General features: G+C 64.5%; 21 protein-coding genes. 10 read left to right on the forward strand and 11 right to left on the reverse strand.

Annotated features, from left to right (window positions below; genetic code table 11):
• Window position 1 precedes the first annotated feature (1 nt).
• Window positions 2-1,204: a cytochrome-c peroxidase gene (locus AC1DX6_RS20465; RefSeq protein WP_477317140.1), complete on the reverse strand. Its 1,203-nt coding sequence runs from the start codon at window positions 1,202-1,204 to the stop codon at window positions 2-4.
• Window positions 1,205-1,476: 272 nt separating this feature from the next.
• On the opposite strand from AC1DX6_RS20465, the gene AC1DX6_RS20470 reads away from it, so the two are divergent.
• Complete coding sequence (locus tag AC1DX6_RS20470; RefSeq protein WP_477316637.1) at window positions 1,477-3,015, forward strand: acid phosphatase; 1,539 nt, start codon at window positions 1,477-1,479, stop codon at window positions 3,013-3,015.
• A 24-nt stretch (window positions 3,016-3,039) separates the two neighbouring features.
• Here the strand turns inward: AC1DX6_RS20470 and AC1DX6_RS20475 are convergent, their stop codons facing one another.
• The 6 genes from AC1DX6_RS20475 to AC1DX6_RS20500 are packed head-to-tail and all read right to left on the reverse strand — an operon-like array spanning window position 3,040 to window position 8,854.
• On the reverse strand, window positions 3,040-3,972 hold the full coding sequence (locus tag AC1DX6_RS20475; RefSeq protein ID WP_477278190.1) for a phosphatidate cytidylyltransferase: 933 nt from the start codon (window positions 3,970-3,972) through the stop codon (window positions 3,040-3,042).
• Window positions 3,973-3,992: 20 nt separating this feature from the next.
• Entirely contained in the window at window positions 3,993-4,661 is a 669-nt protein-coding gene (locus AC1DX6_RS20480) for a lysophospholipid acyltransferase family protein (protein WP_477316639.1), read from the reverse strand.
• Window positions 4,662-4,669: 8 nt separating this feature from the next.
• Entirely contained in the window at window positions 4,670-5,098 is a 429-nt protein-coding gene (locus AC1DX6_RS20485; protein WP_477316641.1) for a hypothetical protein, read from the reverse strand.
• Window positions 5,095-6,441 (reverse strand): phosphatase PAP2/dual specificity phosphatase family protein, encoded by a 1,347-nt coding sequence (locus AC1DX6_RS20490; RefSeq protein ID WP_477316643.1) that lies wholly within the window; start codon window positions 6,439-6,441, stop codon window positions 5,095-5,097. Before AC1DX6_RS20490 ends, AC1DX6_RS20485 begins: the two co-directional genes overlap by 4 nt.
• Window positions 6,442-6,446: 5 nt before the next feature.
• Window positions 6,447-8,228: a bifunctional alpha/beta hydrolase/class I SAM-dependent methyltransferase gene (locus tag AC1DX6_RS20495; protein WP_477317142.1), complete on the reverse strand. Its 1,782-nt coding sequence runs from the start codon at window positions 8,226-8,228 to the stop codon at window positions 6,447-6,449.
• 23 nt (window positions 8,229-8,251) lie between these two features.
• Entirely contained in the window at window positions 8,252-8,854 is a 603-nt protein-coding gene (locus tag AC1DX6_RS20500) for a CDP-alcohol phosphatidyltransferase family protein (RefSeq protein WP_477316645.1), read from the reverse strand.
• A 262-nt stretch (window positions 8,855-9,116) separates the two neighbouring features.
• Between AC1DX6_RS20500 and AC1DX6_RS20505 the strand changes: the two genes are divergently transcribed.
• The 3 genes from AC1DX6_RS20505 to AC1DX6_RS20515 are packed head-to-tail and all read left to right on the forward strand — an operon-like array spanning window position 9,117 to window position 11,876.
• Window positions 9,117-10,100: a TIM barrel protein gene (locus AC1DX6_RS20505; RefSeq protein WP_477316647.1), complete on the forward strand. Its 984-nt coding sequence runs from the start codon at window positions 9,117-9,119 to the stop codon at window positions 10,098-10,100.
• 13 nt (window positions 10,101-10,113) lie between these two features.
• The gene (locus AC1DX6_RS20510) at window positions 10,114-10,989 is read left to right on the forward strand and encodes a MurR/RpiR family transcriptional regulator (RefSeq protein WP_023672510.1); all 876 of its coding nucleotides are present in this window, start codon (window positions 10,114-10,116) and stop codon (window positions 10,987-10,989) included.
• Window positions 10,986-11,876, forward strand: coding sequence for a ribokinase (locus AC1DX6_RS20515; RefSeq protein ID WP_477316649.1), 891 nt, complete (start codon window positions 10,986-10,988; stop codon window positions 11,874-11,876). Before AC1DX6_RS20510 ends, AC1DX6_RS20515 begins: the two co-directional genes overlap by 4 nt.
• 23 nt (window positions 11,877-11,899) lie before the next feature.
• Here AC1DX6_RS20515 and AC1DX6_RS20520 read toward each other — a convergent pair whose 3' ends face one another.
• Together AC1DX6_RS20520 and AC1DX6_RS20525 are read right to left on the reverse strand one after the other, a co-directional pair.
• On the reverse strand, window positions 11,900-12,076 hold the full coding sequence (locus AC1DX6_RS20520; protein ID WP_477316650.1) for a DUF1127 domain-containing protein: 177 nt from the start codon (window positions 12,074-12,076) through the stop codon (window positions 11,900-11,902).
• A gap of 104 nt (window positions 12,077-12,180) precedes the next feature.
• The gene (locus AC1DX6_RS20525) at window positions 12,181-12,462 is read right to left on the reverse strand and encodes a DUF4242 domain-containing protein (protein WP_477242181.1); all 282 of its coding nucleotides are present in this window, start codon (window positions 12,460-12,462) and stop codon (window positions 12,181-12,183) included.
• A 175-nt stretch (window positions 12,463-12,637) separates the two neighbouring features.
• Between AC1DX6_RS20525 and AC1DX6_RS20530 the strand changes: the two genes are divergently transcribed.
• Both AC1DX6_RS20530 and AC1DX6_RS20535 read left to right on the forward strand, forming a co-directional pair.
• Window positions 12,638-14,347, forward strand: a complete 1,710-nt coding sequence (locus AC1DX6_RS20530; protein WP_477316652.1) for a BTAD domain-containing putative transcriptional regulator — start codon at window positions 12,638-12,640, stop codon at window positions 14,345-14,347.
• A 56-nt stretch (window positions 14,348-14,403) separates the two neighbouring features.
• Window positions 14,404-14,874 (forward strand): N-acetyltransferase family protein, encoded by a 471-nt coding sequence (locus AC1DX6_RS20535; protein WP_477316654.1) that lies wholly within the window; start codon window positions 14,404-14,406, stop codon window positions 14,872-14,874.
• A gap of 21 nt (window positions 14,875-14,895) precedes the next feature.
• On the opposite strand, the gene AC1DX6_RS20540 is transcribed toward AC1DX6_RS20535, so the two are convergent.
• Both AC1DX6_RS20540 and AC1DX6_RS20545 read right to left on the reverse strand, forming a co-directional pair.
• Window positions 14,896-15,363 carry a hypothetical protein gene (locus AC1DX6_RS20540; RefSeq protein ID WP_477316656.1) on the reverse strand — a complete coding sequence of 156 codons (468 nt, stop codon included), beginning with the start codon at window positions 15,361-15,363 and terminating at the stop codon, window positions 14,896-14,898.
• Window positions 15,364-15,563: 200 nt separating this feature from the next.
• Entirely contained in the window at window positions 15,564-15,788 is a 225-nt protein-coding gene (locus tag AC1DX6_RS20545) for a hypothetical protein (protein WP_477316658.1), read from the reverse strand.
• On the opposite strand from AC1DX6_RS20545, the gene AC1DX6_RS20550 reads away from it, so the two are divergent.
• From AC1DX6_RS20550 to AC1DX6_RS20565, 4 genes are all read left to right on the forward strand, one after another.
• Window positions 15,787-16,893 (forward strand): hypothetical protein, encoded by a 1,107-nt coding sequence (locus tag AC1DX6_RS20550; RefSeq protein ID WP_477316660.1) that lies wholly within the window; start codon window positions 15,787-15,789, stop codon window positions 16,891-16,893. The two genes, AC1DX6_RS20545 and AC1DX6_RS20550, sit on opposite strands and share 2 nt — an antisense overlap.
• A gap of 226 nt (window positions 16,894-17,119) precedes the next feature.
• Window positions 17,120-18,496, forward strand: coding sequence for an NfeD family protein (locus AC1DX6_RS20555; RefSeq protein WP_477316662.1), 1,377 nt, complete (start codon window positions 17,120-17,122; stop codon window positions 18,494-18,496).
• 71 nt (window positions 18,497-18,567) lie between these two features.
• On the forward strand, window positions 18,568-19,332 hold the full coding sequence (locus AC1DX6_RS20560; protein WP_477316664.1) for a slipin family protein: 765 nt from the start codon (window positions 18,568-18,570) through the stop codon (window positions 19,330-19,332).
• Between the two features lie 272 nt (window positions 19,333-19,604).
• A complete protein-coding gene (locus AC1DX6_RS20565; RefSeq protein WP_477316666.1) occupies window positions 19,605-20,564 on the forward strand; it encodes an AraC family transcriptional regulator in 960 nt (319 codons plus the stop codon).
• The last annotated feature ends 17 nt before the right edge of the window (window positions 20,565-20,581 follow it).

A 20,581-nucleotide genomic window follows, 5' to 3' on the forward strand; every position in this document is an offset into this window, starting at 1 on the left:
CTCAAGGTGCCGCGTCGGCCTGCTGGTCGGCATCGGTAAGGGTCTGGAGAAAGGCGACGATGTCGTCGATTTCCGGATCGGTCAGTGCGGGCTTGTCGCCGGGCTTCTTGCCGAAGGGTGGGTCCTGGTTGAGGTTGGGCCAATAAACCTTGGGCAGGTCATCATTCTTGCGAACCGTGCCGTCGGCGGCCTTCGGATACCAGCGGCCGGGATCGGTATCGCGGCTCGCATAGAAGGCGACCGCGTCGCGCAGCGAGTGGAAATAACCGTTGTGGAAGAAGCTTTTGCGCAGCGCCACGTTGCGCAGCGTCGGCGTGCGGAACAGGCCGCAATACGCGGTCCGGCCCATGAGGTCGATGCGCAGCGGGCCGCACAGGCCGAGATCGAAATAATTCGGATCCGCGTTGGCGGAAATTGCCGGGTTGCGCGGTACGCCGATGCCGAGGAAACCGTAATCGGTGAACTGCGGCGGCTCGCCGTCATTGGCCGGCTCGCTGAGGTGACAGCTGGCGCAGTTGCCCTTGGCCTCATCCTCGAACAAAGCGCGCCCGCGTAATTCCTGCACCGACAGTGTCGCCCTGCCGGCGAGGAAAGCATCGTAGCGGCTGGAATAGGGATAGAAATCGGCGGCACTCTGCTCGAACGTGCCGAGCGCTTCGGCAGCCGCGTCAAAAGCATCGTCCGGATGGTCGAATACCTGGTCGCCGAAAACCGCCCTGAAGTCGTCGGCGTAGGCGGCTTTGCGCAGTGCGGCAGTGACATCGCCGGCAGTTTTGTTGGCCATCTCGAACGGCGATAGCAGCGGGATCTTCGCCTGATCCTGCCCGCGATCGACACGACCGTCCCAGGTCAGGCCGCCGGTCGCACCATTGTCGACGCTCTCATCGCCTTCGTCGTCGGAATCGTAAAAGTGCTCGGTGAAGGCAGGCGTCGCCTGGAGATAGCGCAGCGACGGCACGGCGCGCAGTCCCGGCTGGTCCATCTTGGGACCGCCCATCTCGACAGGTGTGGCCGAAGCTGGACCGAAGGCACGTTTTGGATCATGGCAGGAAGAGCAGGATTGCAGGCCCGAGGCCGACAGCGACGGATCGAAGAACAGCTTGCGGCCGAGTGCGGTCAAGGCCGTCGCCCTGGCAAAGGCTTGCGCGCGCGGCAGCGGTCCGGGATGAACGCCATCCGGTTCGGCCGTGTTTCCCGGCGCCATCGCGGCGAGGCCAAGCACCGACGCCGCGACGACCGCGATCGTCTGGCTCTTCCATCGTCCAGCAGTCATGTGGCTCAGCCCGATTTTCGTTGCGGAAATAAGGAAGCACTGCAACGGATTGATGACCGGTTCCCGCACTCACGCAACCGTGTTCGCAAAGGTCGAGACTGTCACAAAGGTGACAAGGCATCGAAGTACCTGCATGCCTGTGGTTCGTCGCCCCCGGCCATGCATTGCCCCCTCTAGCCACCATCCAGCCATGAGGTACTTCCATGTCGAGGCTCAAGCTCTTCAATTCGCTTTATCTGGCCGGCTCAGCGCTGGCTTCCTTCACGACAGTGGCCAGCGCCGCTCCCGCCGGTTACGACAAGATCGACACGGTTGTCGTCATCTATGCCGAGAACCGCAGCTTCGATAACCTTTATGGCGGCTTCCCCGGCGCCAATGGCCTCTCCAACGCGCCGGCCGACCAGGTGCGCCAGCTTGATCGCGACGGCAAGCCGCTGGCCGAATTGCCGCCGGCCTGGGGCGGCTTGACCGGCAAGGGCGTCACCCCGCCGGTGACTGAGGCGCAGACCGCGCATCTCGCCAACGCCGGTTTCGCCATCGACGATCCCAACGGCTTCAATCTGAAGAGCTCGGTCATCACCCGCGACCTCTGGCATCGCTTCTATCAGGAGCAGATGCAGATCAATGGCGGCCGCAACGACAAGTTCGTCGCCTGGGCCGACTCGGGCAGCGTCGTCATGGGCCACTATGACGGCTCCGTCCTGCCGATGTGGGCGGTGGCGAAAAAATACGTGCTGGCCGACAATTTCTTCCAGGGCGCCTTCGGTGGCTCCTTCATCAACCATTTCCAGCTGGCCTGCGCTTGCGTGCCAGTCTATCCGCACGCGGACACCAGCCCGATCAAGGATCAGATCGCGGTTGTGGACGCCGACGGCAAGACGCTGAAGGTCGCCGACAACTCGCCGCCGTCGGCGCTCGGCGGCGCGCCAAAATTCGTCAATGACGGCGCCATCACGCCTGATTTTTACGCGGTCAACACCATGCAGCCGCCCTATCAGCCGAGCGCCAACAAACCGGCCGAAGGCGGCGACAAGGCGCTTGCCGACCCGGCGGCGCCGACCACGCTGCCACCGCAGCACGAGATCACCATCGGCGATCTCCTGTCGCTGCGGGGCATCGCCTGGGCCTGGTACTCCGGCGCCTGGCAGGCCGCGCTCGGCGGCAAGAATGCGACGCCGGTGCCGAACTTCCAGTTCCATCACCAGCCCTACAATTACTTCGCCGCCTATGCGCCCGGCACGGCTGCCCGCGCCGAGCATCTGAAGGACGGCGGCCTCGACGGTGTGGCGTTCATCAAGGATATCGACGATGGCAAACTGCCGGCGGTGAGCTTCTACAAGCCGCAGGGCAATCTCAACGAGCATGGCGGCTATGCCGATGTCGGCAGCGGCGACCAGCATCTCGCCGACATCGTTTCGCATCTGGAAAAAAGCCCGCAATGGGGCCACATGCTGGTCGTCGTCACCTATGACGAGAATGGCGGCTTCTGGGATCATGTCGCGCCGCCGAAGGCCGATCGCTGGGGACCGGGCAACCGCATCCCGGCCTTCATCATCTCGCCCTATGCGAAAGCGGGAACCGTCGATCACACGCAATACGACACGGCGTCGATCCTGCGCTTCATCACCGAGCGTTACGATTTGCCGGTGCTTCCCGGCATCGTCGCCCGCGACAAGGCGTTGCGCAACAACGACCAGCCGCCAATGGGTGATTTGAGCGCAGCGCTCGATCTCAGCCGCTAGACCGGTCCGGACGGTTTCGTTCTTTCACACGGTCCAGAAATAGCGGACCGTGTGAAAGAACACCGGGGCGGCGAAGACCAGGCTGTCGGCGCGGTCCATCATGCCGCCATGGCCTTCGATCAGATGGCCCCAGTCCTTGACGCCCTGGTCGCGCTTGATGGCCGACGCGACCAGCCCGCCGAGAAAGCCCATCAGGCAGGCGATGAAGGCGACGCCCGCCGCCTGCAGCGGCGAAAACGGCGTCAGGAACGACAGCAGCGCGCCAAGCAGGCTCGACGCCGCCAGCCCGCCGACCAACCCTTCCCAGGTTTTTGACGGCGACACGGTCGGCGACAGCAGGTGTTTTCCGAACAGCTTGCCGAAAATGTATTGCAGCACGTCGCTGCCTTGCACGGTGATGATCAGGAAGGCGATGAGCAAAAGGTTGCGGCCTTCGAAGCCGGGCACGTTGAGCGTCAGCAGCGCCGGCACGTGGCTGACGAAATAGACCGAGATCATGATCGCCCATTGCTGCGCCGAAACGCGCTCGAGGAAGCGCTCGGTGTCGCCATTGAGCGCGGTGATCGCCGGCATCAACAGGAAGCAGTAGACCGGGATGAAGATGGTGAAGAGCCCGTACCAGGCGGTCCATACCAGCCAGTATTGGAACGGGATGATGATGCCGAACATGCCGAGCAGCACCCAGTGGTCGCTGCGCCGGCTGTGCGTCAGCGTCACGAATTCGCGCAGTGCCGCAAACGAGATAAGCGCAAACAGGATGGTCATGCCGGTGCGGCCGAAAAAGAAGGCAACGGTGATCGCCACCACCATCACCCACCAGGCGTTGATGCGCTGGTTGAGGTTGGTGAGCCCCGAGGACAGCGGCTTGGGCGCCCGCCACGACAGGATGCCGGCGACGAGGCTCGCAGTCGACAGCACGCCGACCAGGCCGATTACCAGGATCATGGTTTCATGCATCGGCGGCAGCGAAAGTGGCATCAGTCGTCTCGATCCGGGCGGGGGTTGAGCGCAAGCAGCGTCAGGCGGGCGCGCTCGAGAAAGGCGCGGCGTTCCTCGCCGGGCGCAATCGTCACCGCCGGGCCGAAGACGACGCGGCACAAAAGCGGCACCGGCAGGAACTGGCCCTTGGGCAGCACGCGCGACATGTTCTCGATCCAGCACGGGATGAGCTCGACCTCGGGCCGCGCCATCGACAGATTGTAGAGGCCGGAACGGAACGGCAGTAATTCCGCGTCGGTCGTGTTGCGGGTGCCCTCGGGAAACAGGATCAGCGAGTGGCCGTCGTCGAGCACCGACAGCATGATCGAAATCGGGTTCTGCGTCTCGTCGGTCCACTGCCGGTGGATGAGCACGGAAGACAGCATGTCCTCGGCGATAAAGCGGCGCAGCCGCGACTTGCCCCAATATTCGGCCGCCGCCACGGCGTGGGTGCGGGCTCGCACCTTTTCGCTGAGGCACGCCGACAGCAGGATGAAGTCGCCATGGCTGGCATGGTTGGCGAAGTAGATGCGCTGCCGCTCCGACGGCTGGCTGCCATTCCAGATCGGCCGCACACCGGTCACCACCCAGGCCAGCGCCGACAGGCCGACCGAGGTCACCGTCTGCAGCAAGGTGAAGGTGTTGGCGCGAATGTGAAGCTTTGTCATCGACGGGCTCAAAGCAATGCCGCGACGAACGAGGCCACCGCAAACAGGGCGAAGGCAATGCGCTGCTTCGCAAGCAGGCGGCGCGTGCCTGCCATGCGCTGGTCGAGCGTTCGGCCGCCGGCAGCGGTGGGTTTCAGCCGCATGCGCGCCAGCACGTCGTCGACCGCAGCACCCCCGCCGGCCTCGCCGGCGTGGCTGGCCATCAGCCGAAACAACAGCGCGTCGAATAAAAGCAAGGCGGAGAGAGCGAGGGTGGCCACGGCGCTCGCTGCGGCAACCAACCATGCGACCGCTGCCGGTGTCGTCTGCGGCGCGGCCACCAGGCCAATGACCGGCGCCGCCATCAAGGCGGCCACCACCAGCAGGATCGGCCACGCCGCCTGCAGCATCAGCCCGGCGGCGAACGCCTCGGCCTTCTCGGGAAAATTCACGCTCATGCCGGCTTGTCCACCTCGCTGTGAAGATGCACCGGCCGGCCGGACGCCGCGAGCTTTTTTCGCGCCTGCGCCGGCGTGTGCGAGCGGCCGGACACAACCAGCCAGTCGGCGACCACGACAGCACTGCGCTGGAAGCCGAGCGCGCAGCAGACCAGCACCGTGCCGCGCCTGCGCGCCAGCTCGATCGACGCCACCGCTCGCTCCAGCGTATCCCTGGGTGGCGCCACCAGGTCGAGCATGGCAACGCTGATCCAGCGGCCGGTCGCGCCGCGCGGCCGCTCCAGCTCGCCGGCAAGGTCGATCACCGTGCCGAAGCCGTTGGCTTCGGTGGCGGTCGGAAAGCGGCCGAGGAAGACGCCGTCGGTGATCGCCACCTGAGGCTCAAGTTTGCGCGTCCATATCAACACATTGACCCTGGCGCCAAGCCGGTAAGGCTGTAGCAAAATGCGGCTGGCCAGCGACACGTTGCCATCGGCCGCTTTCTGAAAAACACGCGGGCCGGCCCCGGCATAGGCGAAGGCGACGATGGCCAGCGCCAGCGCCGGCCACAACAGGATGAGCGCGATGGCTGAGACGAACGCCCCGGCTGCGGCCGCGGCCAGCGCAAAGGCCGCGCCCAGCGCATAGAACCGCGCCAGCCGCCGCGCCTTCGGATCGGTGGTCAGCTTGAAACCGGCGAAGGGCAGGTCGCTCTGGGCCGGAAACAGCCACAGCGCAAAAAAGCCAAGCAGCGCGCCGGTCGGGATGTCGATGAAATGATGCTGCCATGTCGTCAGCACCGAGGCGCCGATCAGAAAACACCAGGCGTGCCAGACGGGTTTGAAGACACCGCCCAGACGAAACCGCCCCAGGGCCTGGCGCCAGTGGTCCCAGATGATCACCAGCAGCGCGATGTGCAGCGACGGCGCCTGGTTGAACGGCTTGTCGAAGCCGCCGAGCACTGCAAACAGGAAGCCCGGCAAGCCTGTGGTCGCTGGCCGCACGAAAGTCGCCGTCAGCGGAAACAGGATGAAGCAAGAGACGGCAACGAATTGCGCGGTGAGATAACGGCCGGCGAGGCCGTTGACGCCGCTCTTCGTGTCGTTGAGCAGCAGCGACAGGCCATAGAACAGGTTGATCGACCAATAGGGCACGATCGTCCAGGCCATGAACGGAATGAGATGTTCCCAGCCAAAGACGATGCTGCCGACATGGTCGCGCTGCGATGCCAGCCAGTTGGCGAAGCCGTAGGTCGAGTAGAACAGCGGCGCCAGCAATGCCAGCCAAAGTGCGGCCCTGAGCACGATGCCAAAATAGGGTTCTCGCGCCGGGGCAGGGGCAGGATCGGAGATGGGCACGGCCATGGTTCTCAGACGCACCGCGCGACCGAAACGGTGAAGATGCCCCACTGGTCGATGCGCTGGTCGATCTTCTCGAAGCCGGCCGCCGAAACCAATTGGTCCATCTCGCCTTGCGTGCGCCGCCGCATCACCCAGGCCTGGCCGCCGCGATGCGAAGTCAGGCTGCGCGCGATCATTTCAAGCTGCGGGTGCCAGGGCTGGTTGGTGTAAAGCAGCAGGCTGCCGGGCTGCATGGCGCTGGCCAATCCACCCAGCGAGCGGGCGATCAGCGCGTTGTCGGCAAACAGCTCGTAGAGCCCGGAGACGATGGCGAGGTCAGGCGCCGGGTCGAGGCCCCAAAGCATGGCGGCATCGAAGGCGTCGGCCTGGCGGAAGGTGACGCTTTGCGGCAGCTGGCGCGCGGCGATCAGCTTGCGGCCGAGCCCCACATTGAGCTCGGAATAATCCTGCAGCCGCACACTCGCTGGCGGCTCGGCACATTTGGCGACGGCATCGAGCACGTAGCGGCCATGGCCGGCGGCGATGTCGACGATGTGCACGGGCCGCCCGGCGGCCTTCAGCGTCTTGGTGGCCGAACCGATCAGCTCTTCCAGATGCAGTTTGCGCTGGCGGATGCCACGCCAGCCGATGGCGTCGAGGAAGGTGCGGTCGATCATGCGGCCGACAGGGCTGATGCCACGCGCTTCGTTCTCATAGACATAGTCGAGCGTCGAACCGGAATCGAAGCCGGTGGCGATGCCCGTCTTCATGCCCGTGGACAGCCAGGCGCCCATGCGGATCGAGGCGCGGCTCATTGCCCAGTAGAGGCCCTTTGGCGACAAAAGCGGCAGCGGCGAGGCCAGCTTGTCGGACTCGTCGCGTGTGTAGCCGGCGCGGTCGGCGCTGGTCAGGTCGATCTGCTTTTCCGGTGCGGCGAACTGCTTTTCGAGGAACGGCCGGATCAGGTCGAGCGCCTGGCTGCGGTCGCGCTCGCCCAGCGTGTCGTGGAAGAAGCCGGGCAGCACATGCCGCTCCTTGGCTGGGCTCGCCAGATTGACGAAGAACTCGTGCTGCGGGCCGTGCCGCACCACCCAGTCGCTGCCCGAGATCAGCAACTGCGTCGGCACGGTGATGGCGCGGGCGTCGGCGACGATGCGGTCGGCATGAGCATAGAGCTCGACCAGCAGGTTGGAGGCGATTGGCCGCGTGATCAGCGGATCGGCGTCGAAGGAGGCGATGCGCTCGGCATCATGCGTCAGGAATTTTGCCTTGACGTAGGAATTGACGAAGAAGCGGCCCTTGAGCTTCTGCCACAGCGCAATGCCTTCCTTGGCAAAGGGCACGTAGAGTTTCACCGAAAAGGCCGGCGAGGCCACCACCAGCGCGCGGATATCGGGCGCATAATCATGCACCCAGGCGGCGGCCAGCACCGCACCGAAGGATTGCGCGATCAGCGCGATGTCGCGCTGGCCAAAGCCGTCTCTGCCGATTTCGCGCACCAGACAATCGATGTCGCGCACCAAGGCAGCAAAGGACGGTGCATAGCCGCGCTCGCCGGCCGAGCGGCCATTGCCGCGCGCGTCCCAGGCGTAGAAGGCGTGGTCGGGCATGGCCAGTTCATCAACCAGATGCGCCATCCGCCCGCCATGCTCGTGGCCGCGATGGAACAACAGGATGGCGCCCTTGGGCGTTTCCCCGACCGCCGGCCAGTAGCGGTAGAAGATCTCGGTGCCGTCATGGCTCTTGAAGGTCCGCTCCTGTGCCACCCGCTCGAGGTTTTTCGGCGCGGCGATATTCTGCTGGTGGATCATGGCTTCCCTCTGGCGGTGGGGCATCAGTTGCCACCCGCTCTAAGGCCGCTGCGTATCCGGTTGATGGCGGTTATCAACGACAGTGTAGCCATGGCCGGAAACACAAACGGCGCGATCGCCTCGACCCAAAGGCCGCAGGCGAGGAGAAAAGCGATGACGCCGAGCGCCAGCGCCCGATCGCTTTTGCCGAACGGCCCGGCATAGTTGCGCCCGCTGCCGGCGGCGACGCCGAGCACGCCGGCATATTCCGCGATGACCGCTGCGATGGCGAAAGCAACCACGCCCCAGCCCGGGAAGAGCGTGGCAAAGGCCAGGATCAGCGCCAGGTCGGAGACGACGTCGCAGAGTTCGTTGAGATACATGCCGAGCTTGGAGGCCTGTCCGTGTTCCCGCGCCAGCATCCCGTCGATGGCGTTCAGCGCCATGCGCGCAAACAGCACCACCGGCATCAAAAGGAAGACCGCGCGATAGGAGGCAAAGGCCGCAACCACTAGGCCGGTGACGATGGAGAGTGCGGCGGCGAGCAGCGTGATCTGGTTGGCGGTGACGCCGGCTTTGGCCAGTCGGTCGGCCAGCGGCCGCAGCTTGGCCTGGAAGGCTGGTTTCAGAGCATAAAGCGTCGGCATGTGCGATCCCCAACCGCGGCTCATGACAGTGTCGCAGAGATTGGTCAATCGGCGGGCAGGGCGCAAGGGCTGGGGATGGTTTTGCCAGGCGACGGTAGCGGCGGGCGCGCCGGCCGCTACATTCGCTTGGATGAACTTGGGCGGGATGGCTATGGTCTTGCCCTAGCCGATGGCTGGCGCCAGCCATTCGCTGTCGTCTCGAAAATTGGAACTTTACAAGTATCTGTGATTGTGTGAAGTGGTATCCATCGAAGGGTCAATCATGACAACCAATCGTTTCGCCACCCGCCTGAATTCCTTTGCCTCGCGGCCGCAGGCCGAGTGGCCTGATCTCACTGGCAAGCCGTCGCTGATGCAAATGGCCACCCGCGCTGCCAAGGTCGACGGGCTCACCGACCTCGATCTCAACTTTCCCGACCATGTCGCTGAAAAGCCTGTCGAAATCGCGCGAAAGCTCGGCGATCTCGGGCTTTCCATCAATGGCTTTGCCATGCGCTACTACTCCAATCCGGCCTTCAAACTCGGCGCCTTCACCAATCCGGACCCGGCAGTGAGGCGCGAAGCCATCGACCTGACCAAGGCCGGCATCGACGCCGTGCGCGCGGCCGGCGCCAGTCTGATGACGCTTTGGCTTGGCCAGGATGGCTTCGATTATGGCTTCCAGGCCGACTATGCGACGCTATGGCAACACGAAATCGATGGGATTCGTGAAGTTTCTGCGCATGACCCTGATTGCCAGATCAGCCTGGAATACAAGCCCAACGAGCCGCGCTCCTACAGCCTGATGCCGGATGCGGCGACCACCTTGCTGGCGATCCGTGATGTCGGCCTGCCCAATCTCGGCGTCACGCTGGATTTCGCCCATGTGCTCTATGCCGACGAACAGCCGGCCTTCGCCGCGGCGCTGATCGCCCGCCACAGCAAGCTGCTCGGCGTCCACCTCAACGACGGCTACGCCAAGCGCGACGACGGCCTGATGGTCGGCGCGGTGCACACGCTGCAGACCATCGAACTGCTGCGCCAGATCCGCCGCGACGGCTACGCCGGCGCCATCTACTTCGACACTTTCCCCGACATGACCGGTCTCGATCCGGTGCGCGAATGCGAAGTCAACATCGCCACCGTCAAGCGCATGCTGCGCATCGTCGACCGGCTGGAAAAGGACAACCGCCTCTCCGCCGCCATGGGCAGCCAGGACGCCGTCACGGCGCAGGCCATCGTCCAGGAAGCCATGCTAGGGTCGTGACGAGGGGACGTGGATGACGTTGAGCAATCTCGATCTGAAAGCCGTAGGGCCGCGCATCCGCATGATGATGCCGCATCTCACGCCGCTCGAGGCCAAGGTGGTAGAAACCGTTTTTGGCCGGCGCGGTTTCGACGAGACCATTCCGCTGAAGCAGATCGCCGAGGAGGCCGGCGTGTCGGAGGCCATGGTGGTCAAGATCGCCAAGAAACTCGGCTTCTCCGGCTATCGCGACTTTCGCACCGCCGTCTATGAATACAGCCGCCTGCCGACCGCCGAGATGCACCAGGAACTGTCGGTCGACGACAGTTCGGCCGAGATCGTGCAAAAAGTGTTCCGCACCTCAATCCAGGCGCTGGAGGAAACGCTCGCCATCCTCGACATGGACGATTTCGACCGCGCCGCCGATCTGCTCTACCGCGCCAGGAACCGCGACTTCTACGGCGTCGGCGGCTCGGCGCAGATCGCGCGCGACGTCTCGCACAAATTCCTGCGCATCGGCATCCGCGCCTCAGTCTATGATGATTCGCACATGATGCTGATGTCGGCCTCGTTGCTCGGCGCCGACGACATCGCCGTCGGCTTCTCGCATTCCGGCAACACCTCAGCCGTCATCGACGCCATCCATCTCGCCCGCAAGAGCGGCGCCCGCACGCTGGCCATCACCAATTACGACAACTCACCCTTGGCCCAGATTGCCGACATCGTGCTGTGCTCGACGGCGCAAGGCTCGCCGCTGATGGGCGAGAACGCGGCGGCGCGCATCGCCCAGCTCAACATCCTCGATGCGCTGTTCGTAGCGGTGGCGCAGCGCGACTATCAGGCGGCGGAGCGCAATCTCGGCCGCACCATGTCGGCGGTCACCTCGAAACGAAAAGACCGGGGCACATGACGGTTCCGCTGGTCACCGTCTTCGGCAGCCTGCATTACGACATCATGGTCGACGCGCCCGACCGTCCGCGCAAGGGGGAGACGGTGACGGGCCGTGCCTGGCAGCCGAAATGCGGCGGCAAGGGCGGCAACCAGGCGGTGTCAGCGGCGCGGGCCGGCGTGCGTGTGGCGATGATCGGCGCCGTCGGCGACGACGATTTCGGCTCGGCGCTGCTCGCCAATCTCGATCGCACCGGTGTCGACCGGCGCTTCGTGCGCGTGGCGGCAGGCGCCGGCTCCGGCATGAGCGTGGCGATCTTCGACAGCGATGGCGACTATGGTGCGGTGATCGTCTCCGGCAGCAATCTCACTCTGGGCGATGACGACATCGCGGCTGCCGGCGAGGTGGTCGCGCAGACGGCCGTGCTGCTGCTGCAGAACGAGGTGCCGGAAGCTGCCAACATCGCTGCCGCCCGCGCGGTGAAGGCGCAAGGCGGCCGCGTCGTGCTCAACGCCGCACCGGCGCGCAAACTGTCGGCCGAATTGATCGCGCTGATAGACATCGTCATCGTCAACGCCATCGAGGCGGAATTCTTGGCCGGCGTTCCGGTCGTCGACGCGCTCGCAGGCGCCACCGAAGCCGCACGGCGGCTCGTCGATACCTACCCCTCGGCGATCGTCACCGCCGGCAGCGACGGCGTCGCCTATTGCGATCGGGCGGGCACGACCTTCGCGCTGGCCGCCATCCCGGTCAAGGTCGTCAGCACCCATGGCGCCGGCGACGAATTCGTCGGCGCCTTCGCGGCAGGCCTTGCACACGGCCATCAGATCGAAGCAGCCATCGCCGCCGCCAACGCCGCCGCCGCTCTGCTGGTGGCGACGCCGGAGGGGGAGCGCGGGGCGATTTGAGCGACACCACCCCGGGGTTCGGCCTAGCCTCGGGACCTGCCGCGCGTCTCGCCATGGGTGGTGACGCGGTCAATGTCGGAACGGCTGAGGCCGATATCCTTCAGCATGAAGTCGGGCATCGCCTCCAGGTGACGTCGACTTTGCCGTGCGCGCCAACCGCGTCCGACAGCAGCCAGCATGGTTCTGAGCGTGATGGTCATGGTTTCTCCATTGGGAATGCAGCAAGCCGGTCGGGCCCGGCCTGCTGCAAAAGATCGTGCCCAATCAAAGTGATAGAGCCGGATCCTGATTCAGTCCGGGATGGCTAGCCCCTGGCGTGCGCCGTCTCCGGCCCGATGAACGCAGCGATCTTCGTGATCTTGTTGGCGGGGAAGCCGCCCTCGCGGGCATGCCGCTCGACGGTGTCGGCGCTGTCGGCTTCGTGGACGCAGTAGATCTTGTCGCCAGCGACATAGCTCGTCACCCAGGTGTAGGGCTCGCCCAGTCCGGCCACGACTTCGTTGGACTTCGCCGAAATATCCCTGAGCTCAGCCGGGCTGAGCTTGTCTGCGCCCGGGATCTCGCGCTCGATGATGAATGTTGGCATGTACCGATCTCCATTGTTACGTTGACGTTTGTTGCGTTGACGCCGCCTTGGAACCGGCCGCCGTTGGACCTTGCGTGCCGGGTTCGCGAAAAAACGGCGCGAAGCCGTCACACGCTTGGTCACACGGGTGTGGCCGATGGGGGCAGGGCGGTTGCTGTCGAATGGTGGGTACTTGATGGGCAGGAAAATCAGGCTTCTCGGCGAACCTGCGATCTTCGATACCGATGGACAAAGCCAGCCGGTGCGCGGCCATCAGGCCTGGGCGCTGCTTGCCCGCGTTGTGCTGGCGCGCGCCCCGCTCGACCGCCGCAGCCTGGCTTCGGAACTGTTTCCCGAAACCGTCGATCCGCTGGGTTCGCTTCGCTGGTGCCTGGCCTCGCTGCGCAAGGCGCTCAACGCTTCGGAATGCCTGAACGGCGATCCGGTCGAATGCAATTTTGCCGGGGATATCGAGGTCGATGTGCTGCGGCTTGACCGCGACGATTTCGACGTCGAGGTTGCAGGCCCACTGCTCGGTACGCTGGAGCCACGCTGCAGCCCGGAATTCTCGACCTGGCTGCTGGTCGAGCGCCAGCGCATTGCCGGCATTGTCGAAGCCAGGATCAGGCAGGAAACCATCCGGGCGATGGCGGTCGAGGATTATGAACGCGCCGTCAGGCTGGCTGGGCTTGGGGTGCGGCGCAGCCCCTACGATGAGGGCTCGCATATCCTTCTGGTCAAGAGCCTGGCGATGGCCGGGCGCTACCCCGCAGCGCTCGAGCAGGTCGAAGCAACCGAGGCGGTGTTCCTGGCCGAGCTTGGTGAAAAGCCTTCGGCCGCCTTGCGCAGTGCTGCGCGGCGCACCATCGCCTCGCAGCCTGGCGGCATTTCACCGGAAGCCTTCGTCAAGTCGCTGATGCAGTCCGGGCTTGCGGCGCTTGCCGCCGGTGCGGCCGACGCCGGCATCGACTGCTTGCGCCGCGCCGTCCGCGACGCCGAGAAGATCAAGGACCCGCATCTCAGCGCCACAGCCGCTTTCGAGCTCGGCACCGCGCTGGTGCATTCAGTCAGGGGCTATGACGATGAGGGCTCGATCCTGCTCAGCCAGAGCACCGAGCTGGCCCGCAAGGCCGGCAGCGCCGGCATCGCTTCGGCGGCCTTTCGGGAACTGGGCTATGTCGAGGCGTTGGCCGGGCGCCGGCCGACCGCCGCCGCCTATCTGGTGCAAGCGGAGGGCCTCGCCGAGGACAGCGACGCGTTGGCTGGCATCCATGGCGTCATCGGCTTCAACCTGGTCGACTGGGGCCGGGTCGAAGACGGCATGGACCACTATGCCGTCTCGCTGGAGCATGCCCGCTCGGCCGGCAATCGCCGCCGCGAGATCTGGTCGCTGGGCCTGGGCGGCTGGGGCCTGCTTGCCGCCGACCGGCTGGAGGAAGCTGACAGCTGGCTGGGCGATTGCCTGACGCTGGTCGACGAACAGCGCTGGATTTCGTTCCGGCCGTGGCCGGTCGCGGTGCTGAGCGAATCCCGCACCCGCCAGCAAGCGCCCGCGCGGGAACTGAGGCCCAGGCTGGAAGAGGCCTTCGCGCTGAGCTGCCAGATGAACGACCCGTGTTGGGAAGGGGCGGTGGCGCGCGCCCTGGCTCTGACCTATGCCGCCGATGATGCGCTGCCGCAAGCGATGGAGTGGCTTGGCGAGGCCGGCCGACGCTGCGCGCGCGATACCGACGTCTACGCCGCACTACAGGTGGAGATCCTGGCCAGCCAGGCTGAGATCAGCCTCAAGCAGGGCCGCCCTGAAGTCGCCGACGCCTTCGGCCGCGAATGGCTGGCACTGGCCGCCCGCACACACAGGGATGCGCATGTGGCGCGTGCGGCGGCGTTTATTGGTGGGCAGGGGTAGGGTGTGTGCTGACCCACTCTTGCCACCTCAAAACCCGCGCCGTATGTCTCCCCTCGATGAGTGAAATCGAATTCCGTCGCGCACAAGCGGCCGACTTGCCGGCGATCGTTGCCATGCTTGCCGACGATGCGCTGGGCGCTGGCCGGGAAGACCCGTCGACGCCACTCGCACCCTCCTATCTCGATGCCTTCAGCGCCATCGACGCCGACCCAAACCAGCTGCTGATCGTGGCCGAGGAGGCCGGGCAGGTAGTCGCAACCTTGCAGCTCACCTTTCTTCCCGGCATTTCCAGGAAGGGCGCCTGGCGAGGCCAGATCGAAGCGGTTCGCGTCGCCCGGCAATTACGCTCGCGCGGCGTCGGCAAGCTGATGATTGAATGGGCGATTGAACAGTGCCGAGCGCGCGGCTGCAGCTTTGTCCAGCTGACCACGGACAAAGGCCGGGCGCAGGCGCACGCTTTCTACGAGCGCCTCGGCTTCAGCGCCAATCATCTCGGCTACAAGATGGCGCTGTCGGTCGAGCCTTGACGAGCCGGCACTCCGCCGGCCTCAGTCCCCGTCGCCGGAAGCTGCTTTGCCGCACTGGGCCAACACCTTGCCGATGGCGGCGGATGAGCCCGCAAGCGGAAAGCTGTTCTCGCCATATTTGTCCGAGGTGACCGTGACCTCACCCTTGGCGCGCAGCAAAGCGAGTAGTGGGTCGGCGCTTTCCAGCTGTACCGTGAAGTAATTGTACATCGCCTCGAGATCGAGCTTCTTGGTCACGGCCTTGTCGCCGGCCTTAAACACGAACGAGCCGCTGATGCCGGGCTCCAGCGCTTGGCCGGCGGCGCCGAGATCGTAGCTCAGCACCGGCTTGTCGAAACAGGCCAGCATCAGGTTGGCGTCGGCTTTCGGTCCGCCGCAGACCGAGGCCGTCAGCACGCTGCCGCCCTCGTCTTCCTCCATCTTCGCAGTCCAGCCGCACGGCGCCGCAAACACCGGCTGCGCGGCTTGCACTGCGGCCGCGACGGCCACGATCAATCTCCCCAATCCGCTTCTCATGATTGCCCCTCCCGAGCCATCGCGGCATCCGCAGTGACGAATAAGTGATGCCGTGCCGTTACGCTGATAATTGGCGAAAACGGCTGAGCGCGCAATCTCCCTCCTCGTGGGAGAGATGCCCGGCAGGGCAAGGGGGCGCTGTCCCGCCGGCACATCAACAAACTGCTACTGGGCTATTTCGAAGCCCTGCACGACATCGCCGGCGAGCGTTCGTCCACGGTAGTGTTCCTTTGCTGCCGGTAGACCTGCTCAGCCAGTTTTTGAAAGGGGAAGGTGGGGAAATAGGGGGGGAGGGCGGCGCCCGGTCGCATCGCCGTCGCAAAATCGCCGCTCTTGCCGGAAATCATTCGGAACCAGCTTCGTGACATGGGGGGAGCCATGACGAGACTATCGATCATGGTGGGCCTTGTCCTTGCAAGTTCGGCGGTGCGGGCGGGCGACTTGCCCTATTCGCCCTCCGCCAATGTACCCGACTATGTTGCGACTATGACGGCAGCGGAAGGATCGGCCGGGTCCCATACGAGGATCGTCACACATCATGGCGGCTGGGTCCGCATCGACGAAGGCCAGGGCACAATCTATGGAAATCCGTCAAAGCAAATATCAGTCGCTTTCCAAAGGGATGCGCAGGCGGGCCTTTCGTTTGTTTCGATAAGCCGTGAGACGTCTACTTCCTACTCAAGAATTCGCGGAATGATCGAAACCGGAAAGACCGAGACACATGCCGGCGAGCGATGTGACGTGCGGGAGGTTCAGCGGCGCGATCCAGACAACCGGAACCCCGCACTGCAATGGCTGAGTTGCCTGACAGCCGACGGTATCGAGATTGCCACCAAGGTGTTTTTGAACGGCTCGCTGCTGCCACCCACGACGCTTGTCAAACTCGAACGCCGGTCAGTGCCCGCCGGGGAGGTCGAGCTGCCCGCCAACTTGCTCGATGTTGCTCAATGGTTGCACTTCGACGACCAGCCGGCACAAGCTGCAACCGCCGCCAAACGGCTTCCGGATTTTGCCATGCACATGCAATGGAATGGTGCGGTCAGGGTACTGCGGCGGCATGACCCGTGGATCTACAACGAAACATCCTATCCGGATGGCCGGCGAAAACTAAGCATCCGGAACGCCCGAACGGGACAGGAATTGTTTTTCGGGGCGGCCAAGGGGGGCGCGTTTGAGCGCATCCTCCTATGCCAGAAATGTCGGCCCGGAGATCTAATGTCTATCGTCCTTGGCCATGACATCATCCCCAAGAGCATCGGTCGCACGGACAGTGTCCTCGGCGAGACGTGCGACTGGTTCGACATGGCACCGGGCATAGCCGATGCGGACCTCTCCCAGTGTCTGACGCGGGACGGAATTCCGCTGAAGATCGACAGCGGTGGGGCATGGACGCCGCAGGAAAAATTTGTCGCCGATGAGATTCAACGCAGGGACCTCAAGCCCGACGAGATCCTTCCGCCCAGCGATGTTCTGACACGATCGAACTGGGACATTCCCGGATAGGCCGAGATTGGCGAAAGGGCTCGAACTTGAAGCGCCCTGGATCAGCTTTGAGGGCGAGGAACCCGGGGCCGGAATAATGCCGCGATCCTTCGCGCCCCCCTCTGGCCTGCCGGCCCCCACGAGTGGGGAGATTCTGCGCCCAGCCGTTAGCCAATCGCCGGCACCACTCCCTACATCATGGATTTCGGCGAAATCGCACCCATATCTTGTAAAAGGAGCTTTGAGCGTGAACCTCGCGCGTGTGGCCCTTCTTGCCGCGGCTTTCGTGGCCGCTGTGGTCGTTTGTCCCTCGTCCGCAACAGGAGAGGCGAGCGGCCGGGAGAGGGTTGCGTTGAACGTCGAGATAGACGGCGCCATCGGTCCGGCGAGCGCCAGGCAGCTCAAGGAAGCGTTGGCGGTCGCCACAGGGCGAAACGCCGAGGTCGTCATCCTGCAGATTGACACGCCCGGCGGACTGGTCACCTCGATGCGCGAGATGATCGCCGACATCCTCGCCTCGCCGGTTCCCGTCATCGGCTATGTCGCGCCGGCCGGCGGCCACGCGGCCAGCGCCGGCACCTACATCCTCTACGCGACCCATGTGGCGGCGATGGCCCCCGGCACCAATCTGGGGGCGGCAACGCCGATCGAACTCGGTGGGCCGCTGCCATCGCTTCCTGGTCCCGGCGGCGACAAGGACACCGGCAAGGACCAGAAGAACGCCACCGGGCCACCGCCGGCGGGCGACGCAATGATGGCCAAGGTGACGAATGACGCGGTTGCCCTGATCCGTTCGCTGGCGGAACTGCGCGGGCGCAATGCCGACTGGGGCGAAAAGGCAGTGCGCGAGGCGGCGAGCCTCTCGGCCAATGCGGCGCTGCAGGCACATGTCATCGACTTCGTCGCCCGCGACACCACCGAACTGCTGCAGCTGGCCGACGGGCGGACGGTCGAGGTGTCAGGCAAGAAGCAGATGCTGGCGACCAAAGGGCTGCCGGTCGAAACGCTCGATCCCGGCTGGTTCATCCGGCTTCTCGGCGTCATCACCGATCCGAACATCGCCATCGTCCTGATGCTGGTCGGCGTCTACGGCATCGTCTTCGAGTTCACCAGCCCGGGCGCGGTCGCGCCGGGCGTGATCGGCACGATCTGCCTCGTGCTCGGGCTCTATGCGCTCAATCTCCTGCCGATCAACTATACCGGCCTTGCCTTGATGCTGCTTGGCATCGCCTTCCTCATCGTCGAGGCCTTCAACCCCACCGTGGTGCTTGGGCTGGGAGGCGTGGCCGCCTTTCTGCTGGGCGCTGCCATGCTGCTCAAGATCGAGGGTCCCGGCTTCGAGATGTCGTGGGCCGTCATCGGCACCGCCGCGGCCTTGACGCTTGGCCTGGCGCTGTTGACCGGAAGCTATCTGTGGGCGGCGCGCAGGAGCCTTCCGCGCGTCGGCGCGCAGGCCATGCACGGACTGCCGGCCGAAATCCTCGACTGGTCGCAGGGCGAGGGCCATGTGCTGGCCCAGGGCGAGCGCTGGCGGGCGAAAGCCGATGAACCGCTCGCGCCGGGCGACAGCGTCGAGGTGGCCGAAGTCAAGGACCTAGTGCTGACGATCCGGCGCCGGAGGTGAGTCTTTGTTTTGAGCATGTCCCAAACCGCTGCACATTTTTGGGCGACATGCTCTGATAGTGGAGCAAGGCAATGAGCATCGGTTATGTGGCCTATCTCGTTCTGGCGCTTGTCGTGGTCATGTTCCTGTCCGCGGCCATTCGCATCCTGAGGGAATACCAGCGCGGCGTGGTCTTCACGCTCGGCCGCTTCACCGGGGTCAAGGGTCCCGGCCTCATCATCCTGGTCCCCTTCGTGCAGCAGATGGTGAAGGTCGACCTGCGGGTGGTGGTCCAGGACGTGCCGCCGCAGGACGTGATCTCGCGCGACAACGTCTCGGTCAAGGTCAACGCGGTGCTCTATTTCCGCATCGTCGACGCCGAGCGGGCGATCATCCAGGTCGAGGATTTCATGGCCGCCACCAACCAGCTGGCGCAGACCACGCTGCGCTCGGTGCTCGGCAAGCACGAACTCGATGAAATGCTGGCCGAACGCGACAAGCTCAACAGCGATATTCAGGAGATCCTCGATCAGCGGACCGATGCCTGGGGCATCAAGGTCTCCAATGTCGAGATCAAGCATGTTGACCTCAACGAGAGCATGATTCGCGCCATCGCCAAGCAGGCCGAGGCCGAACGGCTGCGGCGCGCGAAAGTGATCAACGCCGATGGCGAACAGCAGGCGGCGGCAAAACTCGTCGAGGCCGGCAAGATGCTGGCGGCCGAGCCGCAGGCCATGCAGCTGCGCTACTTCGAGGCTCTGCACGACATCGCCGGCGAGCGCTCGTCGACGGTGGTCTTTCCGGTGCCGATGGATATTATCAGCCATTTCATCAAGCAACCCGGCGAGCAGAAGTGAGCGGGTGAGGAAGGGGAGCCCGCGGCGGCGGCGCCGATCTTCCCGCCACGCCGTCCCCGGCGCTGTCCACCGTGCTGATTCTCATCGATACTTCCGAGTATTTCGAAAATTGTGCCGGCCAGGCTGACAAAGTTCGGACGATTTCCTGTCGAAAACAGCAGTGAAATTGTCGTGCATGGCATGGATATTGCCAGCTCTGGACAAGAGGTGATCTGGCCCAATACATAGAACTTCCAAGTGAAGACGCGCGCGCAGAAAAGGCTCGGTTGCCCTTGAAAAAGAACGTCTTCTCATCCAACGATCTGCCGGCCCATCTCGACGATCAGGCGCGGTTCGCCCTCTGGCAGGACATCCACGTCGCTGAGATATGGTCAGTCGAATATGCCACTTCGGACCATTTGCCGTTTGCGGCTGATATCGAAGCCCGGGCCGTCGGGCAGCTGGTGCTCGGGCAGATGGCAGGAACGATCCGGCATGCCAGCCGCAAGGCGAGCAACATCGCCGCTGACGGCCGCGACGGCTACCTCCTGCTGGTCAACAATGGCGATACGATACTCAGTGGCGCCCAGGTCGGCCGCGACTATCACGTGGGCAAAGGGCAAGCCGCTCTGGTTTCGGCTTCGGAAGCGCTGCAAATGATCGGCGGCGACAAGAATATCTGGGCGAATGTGGTTGTTCCCCGCGCTGTACTGGAGAAGGCCTTCGCTCATATCGACGACCGGCTGGCGCTGACCATCGGAGCCGACAACGAGGCCCTCGACATGCTCAAGCGCTATTGCCGCTTTCTGGAAACCGGCCCCGACCTGGTCTCGCCCGATCTTGTCACCCATGCCACCGAAACGATCGTCGATCTCATCGGCCTGGCGTCCGGCGCCAAGGGCGAGACCGCCGACCTGGCGGGCCTGCGCGGCCTGCGCGCGGCAAGGCTGCAGGCCATCCTGCAAAAGATGCGGGAAAATTTCGCCGATCCTGCCATTTCGGCCCAGAGTGTCGCCCAGCAACTGCGGCTCTCCGTGCGCTATGTTCATGATCTCTTGCAGGAAACCGGGGTGAGTTTCGCCGAGCGCATTCTCGAATTGCGCTTGCAGAGAGCCCATCGAATGCTCTCCGACAGGCGCAACGACCGGATGCGGATCAGCGAGATCGCACTGCTCAGCGGCTTCTCCGACGTGTCCTATTTCAATCGCTGTTTCCGCCGTCGTTTCGGCTCTACGCCGAGCGGCGCCAGGTAGTCTCAGCGGCCACGAGT

The sequence above is a fragment of the Mesorhizobium sp. P2_C4 genome (assembly GCF_056404575.1).

Bases quoted from the DNA above. Each gene is read 5' to 3' on its own strand.
- AC1DX6_RS20465 (WP_477317140.1), bottom strand. From the start codon at position 1,204: ATGGCGCCGGGAAACACGGCCGAACCGGATGGCGTTCATCCCGGACCG.
- AC1DX6_RS20470 (WP_477316637.1), top strand. From the start codon at position 1,477: ATGTCGAGGCTCAAGCTCTTCAATTCGCTTTATCTGGCCGGCTCAGCG.
- AC1DX6_RS20475 (WP_477278190.1), bottom strand. From the start codon at position 3,972: ATGCATGAAACCATGATCCTGGTAATCGGCCTGGTCGGCGTGCTGTCG.
- AC1DX6_RS20480 (WP_477316639.1), bottom strand. From the start codon at position 4,661: ATGACAAAGCTTCACATTCGCGCCAACACCTTCACCTTGCTGCAGACG.
- AC1DX6_RS20485 (WP_477316641.1), bottom strand. From the start codon at position 5,098: ATGAGCGTGAATTTTCCCGAGAAGGCCGAGGCGTTCGCCGCCGGGCTG.
- AC1DX6_RS20490 (WP_477316643.1), bottom strand. From the start codon at position 6,441: ATGGCCGTGCCCATCTCCGATCCTGCCCCTGCCCCGGCGCGAGAACCC.
- AC1DX6_RS20495 (WP_477317142.1), bottom strand. From the start codon at position 8,228: ATGATCCACCAGCAGAATATCGCCGCGCCGAAAAACCTCGAGCGGGTG.
- AC1DX6_RS20500 (WP_477316645.1), bottom strand. From the start codon at position 8,854: ATGCCGACGCTTTATGCTCTGAAACCAGCCTTCCAGGCCAAGCTGCGG.
- AC1DX6_RS20505 (WP_477316647.1), top strand. From the start codon at position 9,117: ATGACAACCAATCGTTTCGCCACCCGCCTGAATTCCTTTGCCTCGCGG.
- AC1DX6_RS20510 (WP_023672510.1), top strand. From the start codon at position 10,114: ATGACGTTGAGCAATCTCGATCTGAAAGCCGTAGGGCCGCGCATCCGC.
- AC1DX6_RS20515 (WP_477316649.1), top strand. From the start codon at position 10,986: ATGACGGTTCCGCTGGTCACCGTCTTCGGCAGCCTGCATTACGACATC.
- AC1DX6_RS20520 (WP_477316650.1), bottom strand. From the start codon at position 12,076: ATGACCATCACGCTCAGAACCATGCTGGCTGCTGTCGGACGCGGTTGG.
- AC1DX6_RS20525 (WP_477242181.1), bottom strand. From the start codon at position 12,462: ATGCCAACATTCATCATCGAGCGCGAGATCCCGGGCGCAGACAAGCTC.
- AC1DX6_RS20530 (WP_477316652.1), top strand. From the start codon at position 12,638: ATGGGCAGGAAAATCAGGCTTCTCGGCGAACCTGCGATCTTCGATACC.
- AC1DX6_RS20535 (WP_477316654.1), top strand. From the start codon at position 14,404: ATGAGTGAAATCGAATTCCGTCGCGCACAAGCGGCCGACTTGCCGGCG.
- AC1DX6_RS20550 (WP_477316660.1), top strand. From the start codon at position 15,787: ATGGTGGGCCTTGTCCTTGCAAGTTCGGCGGTGCGGGCGGGCGACTTG.
- AC1DX6_RS20545 (WP_477316658.1), bottom strand. From the start codon at position 15,788: ATGATCGATAGTCTCGTCATGGCTCCCCCCATGTCACGAAGCTGGTTC.
- AC1DX6_RS20560 (WP_477316664.1), top strand. From the start codon at position 18,568: ATGAGCATCGGTTATGTGGCCTATCTCGTTCTGGCGCTTGTCGTGGTC.